The organism is Paenibacillus kyungheensis, from assembly GCF_028606985.1.
Taxonomy (GTDB): Bacteria; Bacillota; Bacilli; order Paenibacillales; family Paenibacillaceae; genus Saccharibacillus; species Saccharibacillus kyungheensis.
The window spans coordinates 3839349-3859833 of the sequence record NZ_CP117416.1 but is presented as its reverse complement, the minus strand read 5'-3'; the positions used below and the strand labels follow the sequence as shown (position 1 = coordinate 3859833).

The following is a 20485-nucleotide window of genomic DNA, read 5'->3' as shown; positions in this document are numbered from 1 at the left end:
CTAGAATAATTATGAGAATGGTAGACCTTATTGAAAAAAAACGTGATGGTAAAGAACTAACAACAGAAGAAATTAACTTTATTATTAATGGTTATACACACGACGAAATTCCAGATTACCAAATGAGCGCATTTGCAATGGCTGTCTTTTTCAAAGACATGACAGAACGCGAACGTGCAGACCTGACAATGGCAATGGTGAACTCCGGTGATACGATCGATCTATCGGCTATCGAAGGAATCAAAGTCGACAAGCACTCTACAGGCGGCGTAGGCGATACAACAACATTGGTATTGGCTCCTCTTGTAGCTGCATTGGATATTCCAGTAGCTAAAATGTCCGGTCGTGGTCTAGGTCACACTGGCGGTACAGTCGATAAATTGGAAGCAGTAGAAGGTTTCCACGTAGAAATCACGAACGAAGAATTTATCAAATTAGTCAACGAAAACAAAATCGCAGTTATCGGACAAAGTGGTAACTTAACACCTGCGGACAAAAAGTTATACGGTTTGCGTGATGTAACAGCAACGGTTAACTCGATTCCGTTGATCGCAAGTTCAATCATGAGTAAAAAAATCGCTGCTGGATCAGACGCTATCGTATTGGATGTTAAAACAGGCGCTGGTGCATTTATGAAAACAGCAGAAGATGCTAAAGAATTAGCTCATGCTATGGTAAGTATCGGTAACAACGTAGGACGCAAAACAATGGCAGTTATTTCAGATATGAGCCAACCACTAGGTCTAGCTATCGGTAACTCTCTTGAAGTGAAAGAAGCCATCGATACACTAAAAGGTGAAGGTCCTGCGGATCTAGAAGAATTGTGCATGGCACTTGGAAGTCAAATGGTATATCTTGCAGGTAAAGCAAGTTCACTTGACGAAGCAAGAGAAAAATTGAAAGAAGTTATTGCTAACGGTAAAGCGTTAGAGAAATTCAAATTATTCCTTGCAAGTCAGGGTGGAGATGCATCGGTTGTCGATCAACCAGAACGTTTGCCCCAAGCTAAATTCTTGATCGAAGTTCCTGCGAAAGAAGACGGATTTGTCGCTGAACTGGTAGCGGATGAGATCGGTACAGCAGCAATGTTGTTAGGTGCTGGACGCGCAACGAAAGAATCCGAGATCGATCTTGCTGTAGGTCTAATGTTAAACAAAAAAGTAGGCGACGCTGTTAAAGTGGGCGACTCTCTAGTAACCATCCACGCTAATCGTGAAAATGTAGACGATGTATTGAAAAAACTATACGAAAGTATTCGTATCGCAGATCATGCAGACGCTCCAACATTGGTGTACGGAACAGTTACGGAATAATAGATATATCCCTTATATAATGTAAAACGATAAAAACCCGACTAATGAACAGATCGTTCAGTAAAGTCGGGTTTTTTCTATTTGCGTATAGCTAATAACGTAGTACATGTGATTATAATGTCGAATAAAGCAGACTTCGGAACTATTCACACAACAGTCAAAACTGCTCGATATAAAGTATATAGAAAAAAGAATAATCGATTTTTATATGCTCTTTATAGATATATCATATTAGAAAAAGTAGCAGAATAATAAAGATGATAAAGATCTGTCTGTATCCAAGAAAAAATGAGAGGGAGTAGAGTGGCACATTGAACTTATACCAATGCCTACAGAAAATAGAACAACAACGTCAAGAGATGCATCAATTAGCTGAAATGTACGGATTTTCAGATGATCGTGTTTTGGATAAATCTCAACAATTAGACGTAACTCTAAATGAATATAATCAATACGCTATCCTCTATCAAAGAACACATATGAATATGTTCTAACTCTACATCAATAGTCCAATAGCCAGAATAGCCACTCCGCCTACGGCAATAGCGCCAAAAGCTATATAGCCAAACCAGCGTATCGGAGCAGGCATATCCGAAATATTTTCGATATTCCCGGTACGGGGAACCCCTAGAATTGTATGATTGTATTCGGTAACACTATTAAAAGAAGAATCTGTGTTCATTTCTATCGTCGATCTTGATTCAGCAGATGAATGATGAGGTTGAGTCATTAGTATTCACTCCATTCGTATCTATCGAATATGTAAGCTGTGTATCTTATCCCAAGTCAGTCTACTAATCTAAGAGCTTTTTCGAAATAACTTCGCTACCAACCAACGTACTGCGATCACAAAAGCAACCAATACAATAATAGACAAAACAAGCCCGTATATACCTATACCCTGTAACATCATATACCCTCCTTTAGATTAAATAATATACTAAAAATGAAATATATTTCAATTTCGCGTTATTTCTACTATTTTACAATAAAATAAGTTGATTTAATTGTAAAATAGCATAAGATAAAAGAAACAGCCGTTTGATGATCTCTATTTCTACTTCTAAATCTAGCTATCTAACCCTACCTGAGAACGTTTACAACTTGATAAGCAAAAGAAAGTGGGTGTCCTATGGAAAATGTAGTGACCGTTATTTTTACAGATGAGTGTAAAGCATATCGAGCATTATCTACACTTCGACATAGTCGAATTACGGAAGGATATGCGGTACTGGAAGCTGCTATTGTAGCACGTGAGAAAGGCAAAGTCGTATTTTGGGATGGATTCGGTACACAAGGAGCACTTGCAGGCGAATGGACAACAGGTGGTTTGTTAGGTTCAATGATTGGTATTTTTGCAGGCCCTTTGGGTGTTTTATTAGAACGTAGTATCGATTCGATCATCAGTATGCCATTTACTCACGAAGTTGCAGAACAAGAAATGGGACTGATTCAATCTACACTATTTTCACTAGATGAAGGACAAATGGCTTTGATCAGTATTGTGCAAGAAAATAATGTAAGCGTATTCAACTATGTATTAAGTCAATTAGGTTCTCAATTCATATGTCGTCATGATGTGATTGATGTCGAAGCAGAGATTGATCAGGCATATGAAGTAGAGCGTGAATTGCAACGTGAAGCCAGACAACGAATGAATAACCAGCGTCAGGCTTATTTTAAAAACGGGGCAGAAGATGTACGAGATCGGATACGTCATCAATTTGATCAGTTAAAGCAAAACTTTTGATGATCTTAATATTTCGATGCAATCATACAATAAAAGCATCTTGCTAATAGAACTGAACGCGTCACATGTTCGTTCTTGGATCATAGCAAGATGCTTTTTGATGGGTAATTCTTAAAAGTGAGTTGAAAGTTATTCATCTATTTTGACCATTTGTACATCGGGAATCGATTGAAGGATTGGAACAATATCTTTACTCTGGATAGTAGAATCCAGTTGAACCGAAGATTGTAACAGCAAATACGAAGTATCTGAGACATCATGATGATGTACAGAGGGTTCTACTTCAGAATGTAGACTAACCACACGTATCTGATGCTGATCTAGAACGTCTAGAATCGATGATATCGCCCCCTCATGATTAATTATCCGCACAGTTAGTCGATGAGGCATACGAGTCGCTGCAAAGGGCTTACGATGGCGATGCATAGCGAATTGTACAGCTACTATTAAAAGTGTAACGCCGATCCCTACTGTATACATACCTGCTCCTATTGCCATTCCTACTCCAGCTGTTGCCCATATGCCCGCCGCTGTCGTTAATCCTTTGACTTTTTGCTTATTCATAAAAATAGTGCCTGCTCCCAAAAATCCGACTCCGCTAACGATCTGTGAAGCTACCCGGGAGGGGTCAAGTGATACATTATTCCAGTTCCCCATATCTGTAAAACCGTATTTGGAAATAATCATCATTAATGAAGAGCCAACCGCGACAATAAAATGAGTACGAATCCCTGCTTCTTTTTGCCGGCTACTTCGTTCATATCCTATAATAGCTCCGCCTAATCCAGCGATTAATACTCTTAAAATATGTTCTAACGTGATCCATATCATCTGGATAAAATCCTCCTTGCTGAGATCATTATTCTAAAAAGTATATACCCTAATTTTGAATACATATATTGCTTTAAAAGAGAGAAATACTGTTCAAATCAACGTATAAAGGGTAAGAAATATGACAGAATTAGATCGCTTTTAATAAAACCAAGTATTTTTATCGGAAAAAGAGTTGACGTGCGATGAAAGACAGTGTACTATACAATTTGCAGTACGTTATTAATAAGTAGTGAATCACCAACCATAAGCGTGCTCACCAACATCTGAGAGGGGTCTTTTTAAATGAAAAAATGGGGTTCTTTTACACTGGTTATGATACTGACCATGCTTGTTCTTGCAGCATGTGGTAACAGTTCTAATACAGCAACGACAGGCAATACAGATACAACTGGAGCGGCTACAACAGACAACACAGCTTCTTCTGGTAAAGCGGCAACATTAGAGTCTGTCAAAGCAAGCGGTAAATTGCGTATTGGTACAGAAGGAACATATGCACCATTTACGTTCCATGATGCTAATGGTAAATTAACTGGTTTTGATGTAGATATCGCAACAGAAGTAAGTAAACGTCTTGGCGTAGAACCTGTATTTACAGAAGCAGCTTGGGATAGCTTGCTTGGTGGTTTGGAATCCAAACGTTTTGATACTGTATTTAATGAAGTAGGTATTACTGAAGAACGTCAAAAAACATTTTTATTCTCTGATCCATACATCGCTTCCAAAGCAGTATTGATTGTACGTGATGATAATACAGATATTAAATCATTTGCTGATTTAAAAGGTAAAAAATCGGCTCAATCTTTAACAAGTAACCTTGCACAAATCGCAAAAGACAATGGAGCAGAAATCGTTTCTGTAGATGGATTTACACAAGCTATAGGTTTGTTAACGTCCAATCGCGCTCAAGCTACGATTAACGACAACTTGTCTTATCTTGATTTGAAAAAACAACAACCAGATGCACCGATCAAAGTTGTAGCTGAAGAAGCAAATGCTTCTCAAAGTGGAGCTATTTTCAACAAAGGCGGAGAAGATTTGGTTCAAGCTGTAAATAAAGCGTTAAAAGATATGGTAGATGACGGAACTTATTTGAAAATCTCTGAGAAATATTTCGGAGAAGATGTATCTAAATAATACGTTTAGTTTGATTTTGTATATATGCGACGATAACGATATCTTGACGAATAAATACTCGTCAAGATATTTGTTCGTTGTAAGCCTTTCTAAGATATCTACTTAGTATATACATGATGTACCAATCCAAATTGTTGAAAATAAAGGATGTTAGAATATGGACGATCGTCAAATAGAGATACTTGTGAATTCTTTTTGGCCTATGCTTGAAGCAGGGATACGATTCACGATTCCATTAGCTATTTTTTCATTTATTATTGGTTTGATTTTGGCTGTACTAACAGCATTAGCTCGATTATCGGGTGTGAAAATTTTAGACTTTATTGCACGTTTCTATATTTGGATTATACGTGGAACACCTTTAATTGTGCAGTTAGCGATTATCTTTTACGGACTACCTACGATTGGGATTGAGTTAGATCCTTTTCCAGCAGCATTGATAGGTTTCTCTTTAAGTGTAGGGGCGTATGGTTCTGAGATTGTACGTGCGGCTATTCAATCGATTCATAAAGGTCAATGGGAAGCGGCTTATTCTCTAGGGATGACGCGTGGACAAGCATTACGCCGAATTATTCTTCCTCAAGCAGCACGTGTATCCTTACCACCATTATCAAATTCATTTATTAGCTTGGTGAAAGATACGTCTCTAGCAGGAACTGTTACTTATGTAGAATTATTTCGTAAGTCTGAAGAAATCGTAGCAACTACGTACGAATATTTATTAGTATATTCTGAAGCAGCAGTGATATATCTTGTATTCACTTCAATTTTATCGTTTTTCCAAAATAAATTAGAAAAAAGATTAGGTCGCTCGTCAGCGGACTAACTATCATACAGAGTAGTCATTGAAGAAGTAAAGGAGAGATTAGCCGATGATGATCGAGATTCGTAATTTGCACAAGTCATTCGGTGCATTGGAAGTACTTAAAGGAATCGATGTAAGCTTGGATAAAGGAAAAGTACTGGTAATAATCGGGCCTTCTGGTTCAGGCAAAACCACTTTGCTACGTTGTATGAATCTACTGGAGACTCCAGATCAAGGAACCATCAAATTAAGTGATCGCTCCTTGAATTTTCAAAAAGGTCGTAAAGTGTCTAGCAAAGAAGTGACTGAACTTCGTAAACGGACAGGCATGGTTTTTCAATCCTATAATCTGTTTCCTCACAAAACGGTGATCGAGAATGTAATGGAAGCACAAATTACAGTACAGAAAAAAAGCAAAGAAGAAGCTCGCCAATCCAGTCAAGAATTACTTGCCAAAGTTGGCTTAGGCGATCGTGGCAATTCATATCCACATCAATTATCCGGTGGACAGCAACAACGTGTAGGAATTGCACGTGCAATGGCTGTAGAGCCTGATGTACTTCTTTTTGACGAGCCTACTTCTGCCCTTGATCCTGAATTGGTTAGTGAAGTGCTGAAAGTTATCAAACAATTAGCAATTGAAGGTAGAACGATGGTTATTGTAACACATGAAATGAAATTTGCCGCAGATGTTGCTGACCATGTGCTTCTAATGGACGGCGGATATATTATAGAACAAGGACATCCCAAAGATGTACTAAACAATCCACAAAGCGAGCGTGCCAAGCAGTTCCTTAATCGTCTGACTGGCGAAGATATCTAATCCATTAGATTATAAATGACCTGTTCAGGGTATAAAATAGCATAAAGGTAACTTGCTTTAGAGAGAAGAAAATCGTACAGACGAATATGTATGATTTTCTTTTTTTCTATCGTTAGAGACACTAAAGGGGATGAAGCAATGAGAGCATTAGTACATACATATACAAAGATAGCTTTAACTACGATAATGATTGCTACTTCGATAGGTCTGTTTGTGCCGGCAACGATACATGCGGCTACGGATAAAGAATCTCTGCAACTTTCTGGTCGTGCTTCTTATTACGGACAGGTGGAAAATGGCAAGCCTAATGGAACAGGCACGATTCGCTGGGGTGATTCCAAATCTTATGCCGGACAATGGGTCGATGGAATTCGGCAAGGTACCGGAAAATATGTAAACAAATATACGTTAAAAGGACGGACATTTGTCGTTACTTATAAAGGGGAATGGAGCAAAGACCAACGGAACGGTCTGGGCGAAGTGAGACAAATTATTAAAAGTAAAGCCGGTCAAACGGAAGCGAATTTGATCCAACAAGGTCAATTTGTAAATGATGTTTTTCAAACGGGCTATACGGTAACTCAAGCGTTAGCAGATCCTGCTTTTAGCTTCAATTACAAAGATAAAGATACATGGTTACAGATTTATGGAGATAACCAGAATATAGCAGAATACTGGGCAACCGGTAAGTTGATTCAAATTCAGTATCGCAAAGGCAAAATAGATAAAGAATACTCTATTTTCCCGGAAAGTGATGCTGCCAAAAAGCTAGAGAATCAAGCGAATCTGAAATACTTTAAAAAGATCCAACCTCAAGTGGCTACGTATCTCAAAACATTCCAAACATTATCAACAAAAGTACCAATCACTTCCAAATAAATAGAAAGATAGCTCATTATAAAATGTAGTTCAATCTGTTGATTATCTGACAGGGTTGAACTACATTTTTTGGTGTTTTTGCACGTTGTAATTATTAAATTTAAAAATAAATATCTAGATTTTTTTGTCGAAATACTCTGGATATTCGACCTGTATTTAGAGCGTAAAATAAAATTAGTTCTATATATGGTAGATAAACGATAACTATTTTCTAGAAAAAGCTGTTTTTTAGCTCTGAAAATGTAGAATCTTTAGCGCAAGAGGTAGATAATTTGAGCGGATTACTATAAGATAGCTGTGGAACACTTAACTTCATATTTCAGGAGGAATGTAACGATGACTAAAGTCAGAGTAGCAGTTATAGGTTGTGGAAGTATCGCGGAACGTCGCCATATTCCAGAGTATGCAGAACATCCGAATGTAGAATTGGTAGCGTTTGCTGATCCAATTATAGAACGTGCTGAAGGTTATGCGAAACGTTTCGATGCCAAAGCATATAGTGATTATAAAGAATTATTAGCAGCTGGTGGGTTCGATGCTGTAAGCGTGTGCACCCCGAATATTTTCCATGCTGAAATGTCGATAGCGGCTGCGAATGCTGGCGCGCACGTATTGGTTGAGAAGCCTATGGCTGTCTCTGAAGAAGAAGCACAAGCTATGATTGATGCAGCGAAAAAGAACAATGTTTACTTGATGGTAGGTCATAATCAACGCCTTATGCCACCACATGTAAAAGCAAAAGAAGTATTGCAAACAGGGAAATTGGGACGCGTTCTCACATTCCGTACTGCTTTTAGTCATGGAGGTCCAGAATTCTGGAGTATCGATGGTAAAGAAAGCTGGTTCTTCCGCAAAAATGAAGCAATCATGGGTGCGATGGGTGATCTAGGCGTACATAAATCAGATATGATTCGCTGGTTGCTAGATGATGAAGTGGTGGATGTGAGTGCATTTATCGGCACATTGGATAAAAAAGATACCGATGTGGATGATAATGCAATCTGCTTGCTTCGTATGAAGAGCGGTGCGATCGGTACACTGGTAGCGAGCTGGACAGCTTATCGTGGAGAAGATAACGGTACTTACTTGTGGTGCGAGAACGGTATTATGAAAATTGGTACTGATCCTGATGATCAAGTTATTGTAGAGCTTCGTGATGGTACTGTTGAGAAATATCGTGTTGGAGCTATCTCCACAAATGAGAAGCAAGAAGTAAGTGGTGTAGTAGACGCATTTATCGAATCTATCGTTACCAATACACCACCATCCATTTCAGGTGAAGAAGGCAAAAAATCATTATCAGTGATTTTGTCTGCTTTCCAATCTCAAGCGGATAACAAAACCATTTCTTTAGATAATAAGTAAAAAGTTGTACCAAAATGACTATAGTTAAATGACAACAAAAAGCTGTTACCCTATGTTAAAAGGTAACAGCTTTTTGCTGTAGTGGGAGAGAACGGTGATACATAGATATATTCGTAGCTAGATTAGCAGACTACATTAGGTTTTATCGTATACAGTATAAGATTGAGCCAATGGATGACCAAGTGGAGAAGGGATAGTTTCTGGTGATTTCGTATGTTTGGTAGTAGCGATCTGCTCGCTTTCTTCTTCTGTCCATTCTCCTGAAAGTACAGCTTTCATTTTCTTCGTATCTAACATGCCTTCCCATTTAGCCACCACAAAAGCAGCTACACAATTACCCATAAGATTGGTAAATACACGCATCGTATCCATAAATCGATCTGCACCAAGCAATAACGCTACAACCGCTACAGGGAAAGCATTCAGCGCTGCTGCTGTAGCAGATAACGCTAGAAATGCTGAACCCGGTACACCTGCCATTCCTTTTGAACTAAGCATCAATACAGCTAAGATCGTAATCTCTTGTCCTAACGATAGGTCGATCCCTACAGCTTGAGCAAGGAACACGGTAGCTAATGATAAGTAGATCGAAGCGCCATCAAGATTGAACGAATAACCTGTCGGTACGACTAATCCGACTACGGCTTTATCGCAACCTGCTTTGTTCAGCTTTTCCATCATGCGCGGCATCACTACTTCGGATGAAGCTGTACCGATTGCAAGCATAATTTCTGAACGAGTGTATTTGATAAATTGCAATAGATTCATTCCTGTTATCCACCATGCAGCAAGTCCCAGACATACCAGGAATAAGATTGCCGATAGATAGCAGGCGATAATAAGCATTCCGTAAGAAGCTAAAGTGGCTGCGCCATAAGCACCTACAGTATAAGCAATTGCTCCGAACGCTCCAAGCGGTGCTAATTTCATAATATAACCAACTACTTTGAAAATAAGTTCCGTAATCTGATCGACTAGAGTTAATACATTATCTTTTAATTTACTTTCACTTGCTGCCAGTGCTGTGCCAAATAGACAAGCCAGTAGTAGAACTTGCAGCAGTGCATTTTGAGCAAAAGCATCGACAGCACTGGTCGGAATAATATTAAGAATAAAATCAACAGTATGTGGAAGTTCTGCACCGCCTGTTTTGGCTGCTACTGCATTAGGGTCAAGTGTACTGGCATTGATATTCATTCCATCTCCTGGACGCAACACACGAGCGGCTACCAGACCGAGCATTAATGCAACGGTTGTAGCAAGCTCGAACCATAGAATTGCTTTGAGACCGATCCGACCGACTGCTTTGAGATCACCTGCTTTGGCAATACCGGCTACCACAACGAAGAAGATTAACGGTGCAATTAACATTTTGATTAGTTTGATAAATCCAGTTCCAAGCGGTTGTAACTGCTCTCCGAAGTTGGGAAAGGCTATTCCTACACCAATACCGATCACAACAGCTACAATAATTTGAAAAAACAACGATTTAAAAAAATTCATAATAAACCTCCTTGATATTCAAATGCTTGGCTACGATACATGATCATTGCATAAAAAAGTAATCATATGATAGGTGTTGTTGTTATCAATCTGCAATTATCTTATGTAGCATTTTATAACATTTGAATAAAGGGGTTACTATAGATTTTGTCCTTTTTTGTATATTTCACAATTCAGAACAACAAATTTTGAGTTTTAAACAAAAATAAGCGAATAATATGTGATAATAAGTAACATATTATTCGCTTATTCAACTATTTATTCTATTTGGAGAAATATGGTATACTTATAAAGAACGATATTATTTATATTCAGGAGAGTGAATGATTTTATGGCACGTACACAGACTCAAAAAGCTATTCGTAAAGCTAAACGCAGTGGCAGTTGGATTCCAGAGTATAGTCGCAAAGCCAACGAAGATTATGCGGCAATCTCACAACATACTCGTATAACTTCTACCAAACAAGAACGATTACAAAAAGTAAAACACAAGAAGCATATCACACACGATGATGCTTCTTTTTTATGCCTTTTAGTCGAATCGTCTGATCGCAGGTACGCATAACCCGATAATCACCAGTAACATCCCAATCCCCGAAAATAAACTAATCGTTATTATGCCTCCAATCTGATCTGCTAACCAACCAATCAATAGAAATCCAATTGGTAAAAAAGCGAACGAACCAAACATATCCAGACTAGCTACCCGACCAAAGCTTTCTACAGGGACTAACTCTTGCAGACTGGTCTCCCAGACTAGAGCAAACATCATCAAACCGAATCCTTCCAGAGCCATAATCATCACCATACCCGGTGGCCATGTAATCACAGATAATAAAAATAGAGCGATTCCGCTTACCAATGCTCCACCATAACCAATCCAACCGCGTTTGCGCCAGTGCTTTCGACTACCAAATAAGACTGCCCCGATAATAGCGCCCACTCCAGCAGATGTCATAGCCAGTCCATAGACAACAGGATCTAACTGATGATGAATTTTGAAAAGCCATGGAATCAGAACGCTCGTAATACCGACATAACAGATATTCAGTAATGAGAAAATAACAATTGTAATCCACAACCATGGTTGTTTTTTCAAAATCACAAACCCGGCAGTAAACTCTTGCCAGACTGATGTTTTGGTTGCTACAGATAGAGAATTAGTAGGGTCTGCATTGGCGACAGTCTGTTGATTTGCCTGTTGTTGCTGACGTGCGGATATAAAGTGCTTACTAAGTAATGTAAAACAAAGTAATGAGAACAAATATGTAAGGGAATCGAGTGCAAATCCGCTTCCCGGAGAAGCTACTGTAACAAGGATTCCTCCCAAAGTCGGGCCTAGTAAACGTACAAATTGAATACTGACTTGAGTGAGAGCATTCGCCGCATTTCGAATATCAGGTGTAAATATTTCAGCACGCAACGCAGAATAAGCAGGTTGGAAAATTCCTTCCATCAATCCATATAGTGCAAGTCCTACATACAATACAGGTAAAGACAGATGATCTGTAAAAATCAATATTGCTCCACTAAGCATCAAAACAAACCGGACGCTATTGGTCATTAAAATCAAGCGTACACGATCAGTATGATCTACAATCCAACCGGATATCGGTAAAATAATGACGATCGGCAACATATAGATGGTCATCGCAAGTCCCATAATAGTAGAAGAACCGGTTAAGCTGTAGACCAGAATCGGCAAAATAATCATAGTAACCGAACTACCTAACATGGCTATTAATTGACCTAACCAGAGATATGTAAATGCTTTAGATTGACGTACAGGTGAAAGAAAGCGTCTTAATGCAGAGTCTTGATGTTCTTGCTCCAGTTGCATTATACATGTCTCCTTTGTGCAAATCGTTATCTTTGTATTTAAGTTCATTGCTCTTCTATATACAATACTATACAAAAAAGACAATTCTCTCAAAAGAATTGTCTTTGTCACAATAAAGCTAATCTATCTCTTTTTATGTATATTCGCTCCTGATGATCTGTCAACAATTAAGAAATTTGAGTCTGTTCTACCGCATCACGTTGATGTTGGCGATGCAAGTAACGATCAAATACAAATGGTCCAAACGGAAGAACAGAAGCGATTAATCCCAATACAGCTTGTTTGAATGATATTTTACGCAAAATCAAAGTCAATCCAATCGCTGCTACATAAGCTACAAATAATACCCCGTGAATCATTCCTACATAAGTTACTGCAAGAGGCATATCCGCAAAATATTTAAGAGGCATCGCAATCAGTACTAGCGCAAGATAAGATACCGCTTCCACGTTACCAATCACACGTAACATACTTAGAGCATTTTTGATCATAATAAGTACAATCTCCTTTATTACAATTTTAATAATTCAAATATAACGTAAATACTCTGCTAAAAGTACAATTAAAAGTTACAAAATATCGAAAGTGCCTATTTATAAGAAACTATATACGTAGTTTATCTTTATGATAACTTAGCTGACAACTGATTATAGACAAAAATTGTTGTTTCTTTAATTGTAGCACTTATTCAACAGATGATATTGGATAAAAATACATAGGTTTTGGTAGTTGAATCGAATTATTTGGACAATGGTCAATAGTTTGTTTGGGAATTATACCAATTAGTGCTCTTCGATTTTGGTAGATTTAACGTATGTTTAAAAAGTAAACATTGTTAACATGAAAAACATCAAATATAACAATTTATAGATGAGGTGAGTATATTGAGAAAGATAACAGGCGGAATTTTGATTGCAATGTTAATTATGTTGACAGCTTGTTCTAGTTCAGCTCCAAATACAACACAAACCACAACCTCTTCAACAACAACTGGTCAATCTACAGCATCAAATGTGATTAGAGTAGCAGTACAATCTGATGGCAAAACGCTTGATCCTCATACCGCTACAGATGCAGGTTCAATGCATTATATCGAAAATATGTATAGTACATTAATGCAATACAATGGCAAATACGGTGAAATTGAACCGGGACTTGCTGAATCGTATACGATTTCGGATGATCTACTTACCTACACATTTAATCTACATCAAGGAGTGAAGTTTCATGGTTCTGGTAAAGAAATGACTTCAGCCGATGTGAAATATTCCATAGAACGAATTATTGATAAAGGAGTACGAGCGAATCAATTTACCGCTGTCAAAAGTATAGATGCAACAGATCCATATACAGTTGTATTTCATTTAAAACAGCCGATGGCCCCTTTTCTTACTTACCTAGCGAACCCGATGAATGGCATTGTAGATAGCGATATTGTAAAAGCAAACAACAATAGTCTGGATAATGTAGATGCAGGAACAGGGCCTTTCGAATTGGTCAAATGGGAAAAAGATCAACAGTTAACATTGAAAAAAAATCCTGATTATTATGAAAAAGGGTTGCCGTATCTGGATGAGGTGGATTTCAAGCCTATTGCAGATGCAACTGCTCGTACAACCGCTCTTCGTAATAATGAGATTGATCTGATTTTGGAGACGACAGAAAAAGAAAATAAAGTATTAGAAAATGTAGAAGGAATAACTTTGAAGTCAGAACCGGGTACTTTCTGGGAATATATTGGTCTGAATGTTAAAGACCCTGCATTACGTGATGTTCGTGTTCGGCAAGCGATTGCCAATGCGGTAGATCGCAATCAGATCAATCAACTGGTGAAGTTAGGTAAAGCGACTGTGCTTGATGGTGGAAATATTCCTCCAAATCACTGGGCATACCCTGATATTCATCCGTATGCTCAGCGTAATGTAGAAAAAGCCAAACAATTATTACAAGCCGCAGGAAGTCCAGCTATTTCGCTTACACTTAAAGTTGGTTCTGAATATGATTATCAGGTACAAGCCGCGCAAGTGATTAAGCAACAATTAGCTGAAGTGGGGATTACAGTCAAAGTGGAATCTCAAGAATCTAGCGTCTTTTTTGATGCTTTAGGTAAAGGGGATTTCCAGATGGCAGTAGTCGGCTGGCAAGGATTTGTTGATCCAGATGAATATACGTATAACCTATTCCATACAGGTGAAGCGTATAACCAACAAGGTTACTCTAATCCAGAAGTGGATGCTTTACTCGAAAAAGGTCGTACGACTGCGGATGAAGCAGCACGTAAAGACATTTACAAACAAATCGAGACTACAGTAGCCGATGAAGCTCCGATGGTATTCCTGTATATGAATGAACGTGCAGCCGCTTATCGTAATAATGTTACAGGCTTTATTGTAGAACCAACAGTAACTTCTATTTTCTTAAAACAAACCAAAGTCCAGTAAAACGCAATATAGAACACAATGATCTATCTATACAAAAGATGTGCGTATATCGTGTGAACTGTAAATATTAGAGATGAACAAAGGAACTGATAAGGACAAGCCTGTCAGTTCCTGTTTGGTTAAAGGAGGGATAAGATGTTGAAGTATATTGTCCGGCGGATTCTGGTTTCTATCCCTGTGTTATTCGGAATTTCTATCGTTACTTTTTTGATGATTCGGTTAGTGCCCGGAGATACGGTTACTGCTCTATTGGGAACACGTTATAGTGAAGAACAAGCAGTACAATTGAAAGCTTATTATGGGCTTGATAAGCCTCTTTATGTACAATATTTGATCTGGATTGGCAATGTACTGCGTGGTGATCTAGGACGTTCTTCATTTAGCGGAGATTCGGTAATGCAATCGATTATTGAACGGTTACCCGTCACCCTGGAATTAACATTGATCAGTGTATTGATTGCCAGTCTTATAGGAATTCCACTGGGCATATGGGCAGCTTATCGTCATAATCGACTCCCGGATTATATGGCAACTGTTGTAGGGCTATTAGGAATTTCGATTCCGGGATTTTGGTTAGGAACGATCTTTATTTTATTATTTGCATTGAAGTTAGGTTGGGCTCCTTCCAGCGGGTATATCTCATTTTGGGAAAATCCACTCGAAAACTTACATCATATGTGGATGCCAGGTATTGCGCTTGGTGCAGCGGTATCTGCTGTAGTTATGCGGATGACACGTTCAACTATGCTTGAAGTATTAAGTGAAGATTATATGAAAATGGCTCGTGCCAAAGGAATGTCACCTTTGCGAATATTAATAAGACATGCACTCAAAAATGCGATGATTCCGATCATCACAGTACTCGGTATCCAGATTGGTTATTTGATCGGTGGCTCTGTCGTTATTGAGCAAATCTTTTCGTTACCCGGAATTGGACGGTTAGCACTGCAAGCGATTACGAATCGAGATTACGCATTGATGCAAGGAACGATATTATTTGTAGGTTTTTGTTTTGTAGTCATTAATCTGATTGTTGATATTCTGTATTCGATCTTAAATCCCAAAATTCGTTATTAGGAGGAGCTCTGAATGAAAGAGATTTGGTATCGTTTTAGCAAAAACAAACTCGCCATGATGGGCCTCCTATGTATTAGTTTTTTTGTACTGATCGCATGTGGTGCAGGCTGGATAGCTCCATTCGATCCGTATGCACTGGGAAGCGAAATGTTAGGCAAGCCTAGTATTCATCACTGGCTAGGTACAGATCAGTTAGGACGAGATATTCTTTCTCGCATTATTTATGGAGCAAGGATATCATTGCGAGTAGGTGTTATTGCAGTAGGGGTTGCTTTGCTTATCGGAGCAACGATGGGAATTCTTGCAGGTTATTTTGGCAAATGGGTCGATGCTATCATTTCACGTATCACTGATGTTCTATTTTCGATTCCTGATATTTTGTTAGCTTTATCCATTATGGCGATTCTAGGTGCAAGTATAACAAACCTGATGATTGCTATCGGTATTGTCTATACACCGATATTTGCACGTATTGCTCGTAGCGCTGTATTGTCGATTAAAAGCTCTCTTTATATCGAAGCCGCTCGTTCAATCGGTGTAGGACATATTCGAATCATGCTCAAGCATGTATTGCCTAATATTATGGCTCCACTTATTGTACAGATTACTTTATCTTTTGCATTCGCTATTCTAGCAGAAGCAGCACTTAGCTTTCTAGGACTGGGTGCAGAGCCAGATACCCCATCATGGGGAACGATGCTGAATGAAGGCAAAGACTGGATGGAATCTGCTTGGTGGATAGCTGTATTCCCGGGTCTGGCGATTACGATAGCTGTATTAAGCTTTAATATTTTGGGAGATGGTCTACGAGATGTTCTTGATCCCAAATCCAATAAACATTAAATCATCTTAGAAGAAAGGAGTGGTGTGTGATGCCTATCTTTTATCCGACAGATCGACCTTTAGCTGATTTTAAATGTAATACCTTTGCTATTATTGCCCGTTGTCCCCAAACGAAGCGGTTTGGCGCGGCGGCGGCTTCTAAATTTCCCGGTGTCGGCGCATTTTCTCCTTGTGTTGATCCTGAATATGGTGTGGTAGCTACGCAAGGGTGGATGAATCCAGCACTTGGGCCTCGTGGTATTGAATTGTTACGACAGGGGCTTACCGCTAATAAAGTATTAGATGATCTACTCATGGAAGATCCAGGTCGGGATTTGAGACAGGTTGCTGTGATGGATCGGTTTGGTCATTGTGCTGCTTTTACAGGTAGTGAGAATGATGATGTCAAAGGACACTTGATCGGTGATCAATTTTGTCTATCCGGCAATCTGCTTGCAAATGAAGATGTTTTACCTGCTATGAAGCAAGCTTTTGAACAAAATACAGATATTGAACTAGCAGAGCGTCTACTTGCTGCTCTCAAAGCAGGTTCAGATGCTGGTGGAGATCGTCGCGGCAAACAAGCATCTGTGCTCAAAGTAGCGGCTACGCCTGGTTTTCCTTATGTCGATTTTCGTGTAGATGATCATCCTGAGCCTATTCTTGAATTAGAAAGAATTTATTACAGCAATCGGTCAGTACTAATTGAACAATACTACGACTGGGTGGACACCGTTATGAAAGGCATTCCACTCGAAAAGAAAGGTTGAGTCGATGAGTTATTTTCCAGAACATGATCCTTCTTTTACTACACCATCTCTTTTGAACACATCCTCTATCCTGATTACCAATGCAACTCTGTTAACGATGGAGGGAACAACGATAAATGAAGGTTGGATTCATATCGTAGATGATAAAATTGCAGGCTTAGGCGATACAACTGAATGGGAATGGTACAAACAACAAGTGAGCAATGTATCCAATACTCGAATTATTGATGCACACCATCGCTTAGTCTCGCCCGGGTTGATCGATCCTCATACTCATATCGGTATAGATGAACAAGGTATCGGGTGGGAAGGTGCAGATTATAATGAGACATCTGAAGCGGTGACTCCTCATCTGCGCGCCTTAGATGGAATCAATCCTTATGATGATGGGTTTGTCGATGCCGCTAGAACAGGGGTGACTACCGTTCAAGTGTTACCGGGTAGTGCTAATGTGATTGGAGGTTTAATGTGTTGTCTCAAAGTACTTCCAGGCTCAACCGTAGAGCAGATGTTAGTACTACATCCGTCCGGTCTTAAAATGGCATTAGGCGAAAACCCTAAAAAATATCATGGCGTAGCGAGTGGACGAGCCCCATTGACTCGTATGGGGATAGCTGGTATTATTCGTGAACAATTAGTACAGGCTCAACATTACTTAGCAGAGCGGCAATCGATAGAGACAGAACAATCGATACCAACATTGCCACGTAATTTACGCATGGAAGCTTTAGCGCTTGCATTAGAAAAGAAAATCCCTGTTCGCTTTCATGCACATCGTGCCGATGATATCGCTACAGCACTGCGATTAGGAGATGAATTTGAATTAGATCTTACGATTGAACATACAACGGATGGGATCAAAATCGCCAAAGAATTAGCAACATCTGGTCGCTATTGCAGTATAGGGCCTACGTTATCTGCACGTAGTAAAGTAGAATTGCGTAACCTTTCGTGGGAAACGTATCCTGCTTTGTACCAAGCTGGAGTGCCAATATCGATCACAACTGATCATCCTGTATTACCTATTCAATATTTGCCAACGTCAGCCAAAATGGCTACTCAAGCAGGATTACCACTAGATGCGGCATGGGAAGCGTTGACGATTCAAGCTGCTCGTCATTTGCATCTAGCAGATTCTACAGGTTCATTACAAGTAGGCAAAGATGCAGATGTTGTGATCTGGAATACGCATCCATTAACCGATTCCGGCGAAGTGGCATTCACAATTGCAGGTGGACAGATTACATTTGAACAGTCTGGATCACCCTTATAGATACACAACAATTACTTGTAATCTATAGCACAAAATGAACTTAAAGGAGGCGTAAACGATGGAGCATCCACCGATTCATTCTCTGATGCGCTTCATGAAGACGATTATGTCTCCTGTTCATGAAGAACAGATGCTTCAACTGATTTTGCAGACAGCTATAGATAGTATTCCAGCCGCAGGAGCAGGATTTTTATTTTTGCATGATCCGTTAATTAATAAGTTGATTATTCAAGCTACAGTCGGTTATCTTCCGGCAGTGATGACGATGACTCGATTGTCTTCAGGAGAAGGGATATCAGGCAAAGTCTTTGCAGAACGTATGCCTATTCGAATCAACAATCTTTCTGAACTACAAAGCGCTATGAGTAATATGAGTGCTTTTAATTACAAATATTATGTAGAATCATCTACTCAAGGAGAAACTCCTTGTTGTTGTATTTCAGTACCTTTATTATCTGATAATCGTTGTATAGGAGTAATAACGCTTGATAATTTTACTGATTCACAAGCTTTGACCGAACATGATCTTCAAACGTTACAAATCTATTGTGATCTGGCAACGATAGCAATTGAGCATCATCGTTTATTTCGACAGGTGCAAGAGCAGAATCATGAATTATTTTTGACTCATGATGCTTTACGTCAAGAACATGAACGTTTGCAAATCACAATGGATTTTCATAATCAGATTAATAACTTGGCGGCCAAAGGATATGGAACGCCTGAAATTTTGTCTGCTTTATATCGTAATGTCAAAATGCCTATCGCTGTATTTGATCTATTACTCACACCGATTGATTATTTACCTGCTGAAGTGACCCCTCATTTACCCGATCAATTTCTGCAACATCCTGCGATGCAGTGGGTACAACGTAGCAAAAAGTGGCAACGGATTGTACTGGAAGAAGATAATTCTCAATCTATTATTGTTACTCCGATTGTCGGCACTGATCGGTTGCTCGGTTATTTGTGTGCATGGACAGGAAATCAGGAAGTTATGAGTACCAATAAAATGATTTTTGAATACAGCGCTACTGTGCTTGCGCTAGATTGGGTGAAAAAAGAAGCCGTTCAACAATCTCAGATGCGTGCCAAAGATGTTTTTTTCGAAAGTATTCTATCGGGCGAAATGAATATGTCTTTACAAGAACAAGCTCGTGTACTTGGATTTGAACAGGAAGATCATTATGCAGTAATGTTAATGCAACCTCTGTCAGTGACTGCGCGACATTCGTTTGAATCTATTATGAGCCAGCTACATATCCATTATCTATTGGTTGAACGGCATCATCATACGATTATTATTGTTAATATTGCAGGACATCTAAATAAAGAAGAACGTCAATCCCAATTTCAATTATTGTTACGAGAGCTTCGCCGAGATCGTCAATTGTCATCAGGTATCGGTAGAATGTATCAAGGGTTAGATAAAGTGAGTCGGTCTTACAAAGATGCAGAACAATGTATGCAGTTATTGCTCAAAGAAGGCAATCAACAGCGATTGATTTATTTTGGCGATCTAGGTGTGATTCGCTTTTTTATGCAACAATCGCGTGAAGAGTTAGAAGAGTATTTGAATGATGTATTAGAACCAATTATTCAATATGATCAGCAAAAAAAAGCCAATCTAATGATCACGCTAGTCTCATTTGTAAAATATGATCGTAATCTTAAAAATACTACTCAATCGTTAAATATTCATCATAATACGCTGTATTATCGTCTTGGACGGATTCAAGAATTATTAGGTTATTCTTTTGATCATGGAGATGAGTGGTTTAACGTACGAATGGCATGTCAGATTTACTTATATTTGTATGAAGAATGACCGCAATACAGAAAAAAATATAAAATAA

At 38.9% G+C, this 20485-nt stretch carries 20 protein-coding genes; 15 read left to right on the top strand and 5 right to left on the bottom strand.

Annotated features, from left to right (window positions below):
- Positions 1-11 precede the first annotated feature (11 nt).
- Together PQ456_RS16490 and PQ456_RS22980 are read left to right on the top strand one after the other, a co-directional pair.
- Entirely contained in the window at positions 12-1313 is a 1302-nt protein-coding gene (locus PQ456_RS16490; RefSeq protein ID WP_273613273.1) for a pyrimidine-nucleoside phosphorylase, read from the top strand.
- Positions 1314-1624: 311 nt separating this feature from the next.
- Positions 1625-1807 carry a Spo0E family sporulation regulatory protein-aspartic acid phosphatase gene (locus PQ456_RS22980; RefSeq protein WP_420540620.1) on the top strand — a complete coding sequence of 61 codons (183 nt, stop codon included), beginning with the start codon at positions 1625-1627 and terminating at the stop codon, positions 1805-1807.
- Between the two features lie 2 nt (positions 1808-1809).
- On the opposite strand, the gene PQ456_RS16485 is transcribed toward PQ456_RS22980, so the two are convergent.
- Entirely contained in the window at positions 1810-2043 is a 234-nt protein-coding gene (locus tag PQ456_RS16485; protein ID WP_273613272.1) for a hypothetical protein, read from the bottom strand.
- 402 nt (positions 2044-2445) lie between these two features.
- Between PQ456_RS16485 and PQ456_RS16480 the strand changes: the two genes are divergently transcribed.
- Positions 2446-3063 (top strand): hypothetical protein, encoded by a 618-nt coding sequence (locus tag PQ456_RS16480; protein WP_273613271.1) that lies wholly within the window; start codon positions 2446-2448, stop codon positions 3061-3063.
- A gap of 129 nt (positions 3064-3192) precedes the next feature.
- Here PQ456_RS16480 and PQ456_RS16475 read toward each other — a convergent pair whose 3' ends face one another.
- Entirely contained in the window at positions 3193-3894 is a 702-nt protein-coding gene (locus PQ456_RS16475) for an MgtC/SapB family protein (protein ID WP_273613270.1), read from the bottom strand.
- A gap of 285 nt (positions 3895-4179) precedes the next feature.
- Between PQ456_RS16475 and PQ456_RS16470 the strand changes: the two genes are divergently transcribed.
- From PQ456_RS16470 to PQ456_RS16450, 5 genes are all read left to right on the top strand, one after another.
- On the top strand, positions 4180-5031 hold the full coding sequence (locus tag PQ456_RS16470; RefSeq protein ID WP_273613269.1) for an amino acid ABC transporter substrate-binding protein: 852 nt from the start codon (positions 4180-4182) through the stop codon (positions 5029-5031).
- Positions 5032-5188: 157 nt separating this feature from the next.
- Positions 5189-5857: an amino acid ABC transporter permease gene (locus PQ456_RS16465; protein ID WP_204823070.1), complete on the top strand. Its 669-nt coding sequence runs from the start codon at positions 5189-5191 to the stop codon at positions 5855-5857.
- 49 nt (positions 5858-5906) lie between these two features.
- Entirely contained in the window at positions 5907-6659 is a 753-nt protein-coding gene (locus PQ456_RS16460) for an amino acid ABC transporter ATP-binding protein (protein ID WP_273616340.1), read from the top strand.
- 138 nt (positions 6660-6797) lie between these two features.
- Complete coding sequence (locus PQ456_RS16455) at positions 6798-7538, top strand: MORN repeat-containing protein (protein WP_273613268.1); 741 nt, start codon at positions 6798-6800, stop codon at positions 7536-7538.
- Between the two features lie 336 nt (positions 7539-7874).
- Positions 7875-8903, top strand: a complete 1029-nt coding sequence (locus PQ456_RS16450; protein WP_273613267.1) for a Gfo/Idh/MocA family protein — start codon at positions 7875-7877, stop codon at positions 8901-8903.
- 135 nt (positions 8904-9038) lie between these two features.
- On the opposite strand, the gene dctA is transcribed toward PQ456_RS16450, so the two are convergent.
- On the bottom strand, positions 9039-10406 hold the full coding sequence (gene dctA / locus PQ456_RS16445; protein WP_273613266.1) for a C4-dicarboxylate transporter DctA: 1368 nt from the start codon (positions 10404-10406) through the stop codon (positions 9039-9041).
- Positions 10407-10737: 331 nt separating this feature from the next.
- On the opposite strand from dctA, the gene PQ456_RS16440 reads away from it, so the two are divergent.
- Positions 10738-10971 carry a hypothetical protein gene (locus tag PQ456_RS16440; protein ID WP_273613264.1) on the top strand — a complete coding sequence of 78 codons (234 nt, stop codon included), beginning with the start codon at positions 10738-10740 and terminating at the stop codon, positions 10969-10971.
- Here the strand turns inward: PQ456_RS16440 and PQ456_RS16435 are convergent.
- Both PQ456_RS16435 and PQ456_RS16430 read right to left on the bottom strand, forming a co-directional pair.
- A complete protein-coding gene (locus tag PQ456_RS16435; RefSeq protein WP_273613262.1) occupies positions 10939-12246 on the bottom strand; it encodes an MFS transporter in 1308 nt (435 codons plus the stop codon). The two genes, PQ456_RS16440 and PQ456_RS16435, sit on opposite strands and share 33 nt — an antisense overlap.
- Positions 12247-12413: 167 nt before the next feature.
- Positions 12414-12737 (bottom strand): DUF3817 domain-containing protein, encoded by a 324-nt coding sequence (locus PQ456_RS16430; protein ID WP_273613261.1) that lies wholly within the window; start codon positions 12735-12737, stop codon positions 12414-12416.
- Between the two features lie 393 nt (positions 12738-13130).
- On the opposite strand from PQ456_RS16430, the gene PQ456_RS16425 reads away from it, so the two are divergent.
- From PQ456_RS16425 to PQ456_RS16400, 6 genes are all read left to right on the top strand, one after another.
- Entirely contained in the window at positions 13131-14687 is a 1557-nt protein-coding gene (locus tag PQ456_RS16425) for an ABC transporter substrate-binding protein (RefSeq protein WP_273613260.1), read from the top strand.
- Between the two features lie 135 nt (positions 14688-14822).
- Positions 14823-15764: an ABC transporter permease gene (locus tag PQ456_RS16420; RefSeq protein WP_273613259.1), complete on the top strand. Its 942-nt coding sequence runs from the start codon at positions 14823-14825 to the stop codon at positions 15762-15764.
- 12 nt (positions 15765-15776) lie between these two features.
- A complete protein-coding gene (locus PQ456_RS16415) occupies positions 15777-16607 on the top strand; it encodes an ABC transporter permease (RefSeq protein ID WP_273613258.1) in 831 nt (276 codons plus the stop codon).
- Positions 16608-16636: 29 nt separating this feature from the next.
- Entirely contained in the window at positions 16637-17356 is a 720-nt protein-coding gene (locus PQ456_RS16410) for a DUF1028 domain-containing protein (protein WP_273613257.1), read from the top strand.
- A gap of 4 nt (positions 17357-17360) precedes the next feature.
- Positions 17361-18629, top strand: a complete 1269-nt coding sequence (locus tag PQ456_RS16405; RefSeq protein ID WP_273613256.1) for an amidohydrolase — start codon at positions 17361-17363, stop codon at positions 18627-18629.
- A gap of 58 nt (positions 18630-18687) precedes the next feature.
- Entirely contained in the window at positions 18688-20457 is a 1770-nt protein-coding gene (locus PQ456_RS16400) for a helix-turn-helix domain-containing protein (RefSeq protein ID WP_273613255.1), read from the top strand.
- The last annotated feature ends 28 nt before the right edge of the window (positions 20458-20485 follow it).

Coding starts and splice junctions, on each gene's coding strand:
- PQ456_RS16490 (WP_273613273.1), top strand. CDS start 12: ATGAGAATGGTAGACCTTATTGAAAAAAAACGTGATGGTAAAGAACTA.
- PQ456_RS16485 (WP_273613272.1), bottom strand. CDS start 2,043: ATGACTCAACCTCATCATTCATCTGCTGAATCAAGATCGACGATAGAA.
- PQ456_RS16480 (WP_273613271.1), top strand. CDS start 2,446: ATGGAAAATGTAGTGACCGTTATTTTTACAGATGAGTGTAAAGCATAT.
- PQ456_RS16475 (WP_273613270.1), bottom strand. CDS start 3,894: ATGATATGGATCACGTTAGAACATATTTTAAGAGTATTAATCGCTGGA.
- PQ456_RS16470 (WP_273613269.1), top strand. CDS start 4,180: ATGAAAAAATGGGGTTCTTTTACACTGGTTATGATACTGACCATGCTT.
- PQ456_RS16465 (WP_204823070.1), top strand. CDS start 5,189: ATGGACGATCGTCAAATAGAGATACTTGTGAATTCTTTTTGGCCTATG.
- PQ456_RS16460 (WP_273616340.1), top strand. CDS start 5,907: ATGATCGAGATTCGTAATTTGCACAAGTCATTCGGTGCATTGGAAGTA.
- PQ456_RS16455 (WP_273613268.1), top strand. CDS start 6,798: ATGAGAGCATTAGTACATACATATACAAAGATAGCTTTAACTACGATA.
- PQ456_RS16450 (WP_273613267.1), top strand. CDS start 7,875: ATGACTAAAGTCAGAGTAGCAGTTATAGGTTGTGGAAGTATCGCGGAA.
- dctA (WP_273613266.1), bottom strand. CDS start 10,406: ATGAATTTTTTTAAATCGTTGTTTTTTCAAATTATTGTAGCTGTTGTG.
- PQ456_RS16440 (WP_273613264.1), top strand. CDS start 10,738: ATGGCACGTACACAGACTCAAAAAGCTATTCGTAAAGCTAAACGCAGT.
- PQ456_RS16435 (WP_273613262.1), bottom strand. CDS start 12,246: ATGCAACTGGAGCAAGAACATCAAGACTCTGCATTAAGACGCTTTCTT.
- PQ456_RS16430 (WP_273613261.1), bottom strand. CDS start 12,737: ATGATCAAAAATGCTCTAAGTATGTTACGTGTGATTGGTAACGTGGAA.
- PQ456_RS16420 (WP_273613259.1), top strand. CDS start 14,823: ATGTTGAAGTATATTGTCCGGCGGATTCTGGTTTCTATCCCTGTGTTA.
- PQ456_RS16415 (WP_273613258.1), top strand. CDS start 15,777: ATGAAAGAGATTTGGTATCGTTTTAGCAAAAACAAACTCGCCATGATG.
- PQ456_RS16410 (WP_273613257.1), top strand. CDS start 16,637: ATGCCTATCTTTTATCCGACAGATCGACCTTTAGCTGATTTTAAATGT.
- PQ456_RS16405 (WP_273613256.1), top strand. CDS start 17,361: ATGAGTTATTTTCCAGAACATGATCCTTCTTTTACTACACCATCTCTT.
- PQ456_RS16400 (WP_273613255.1), top strand. CDS start 18,688: ATGGAGCATCCACCGATTCATTCTCTGATGCGCTTCATGAAGACGATT.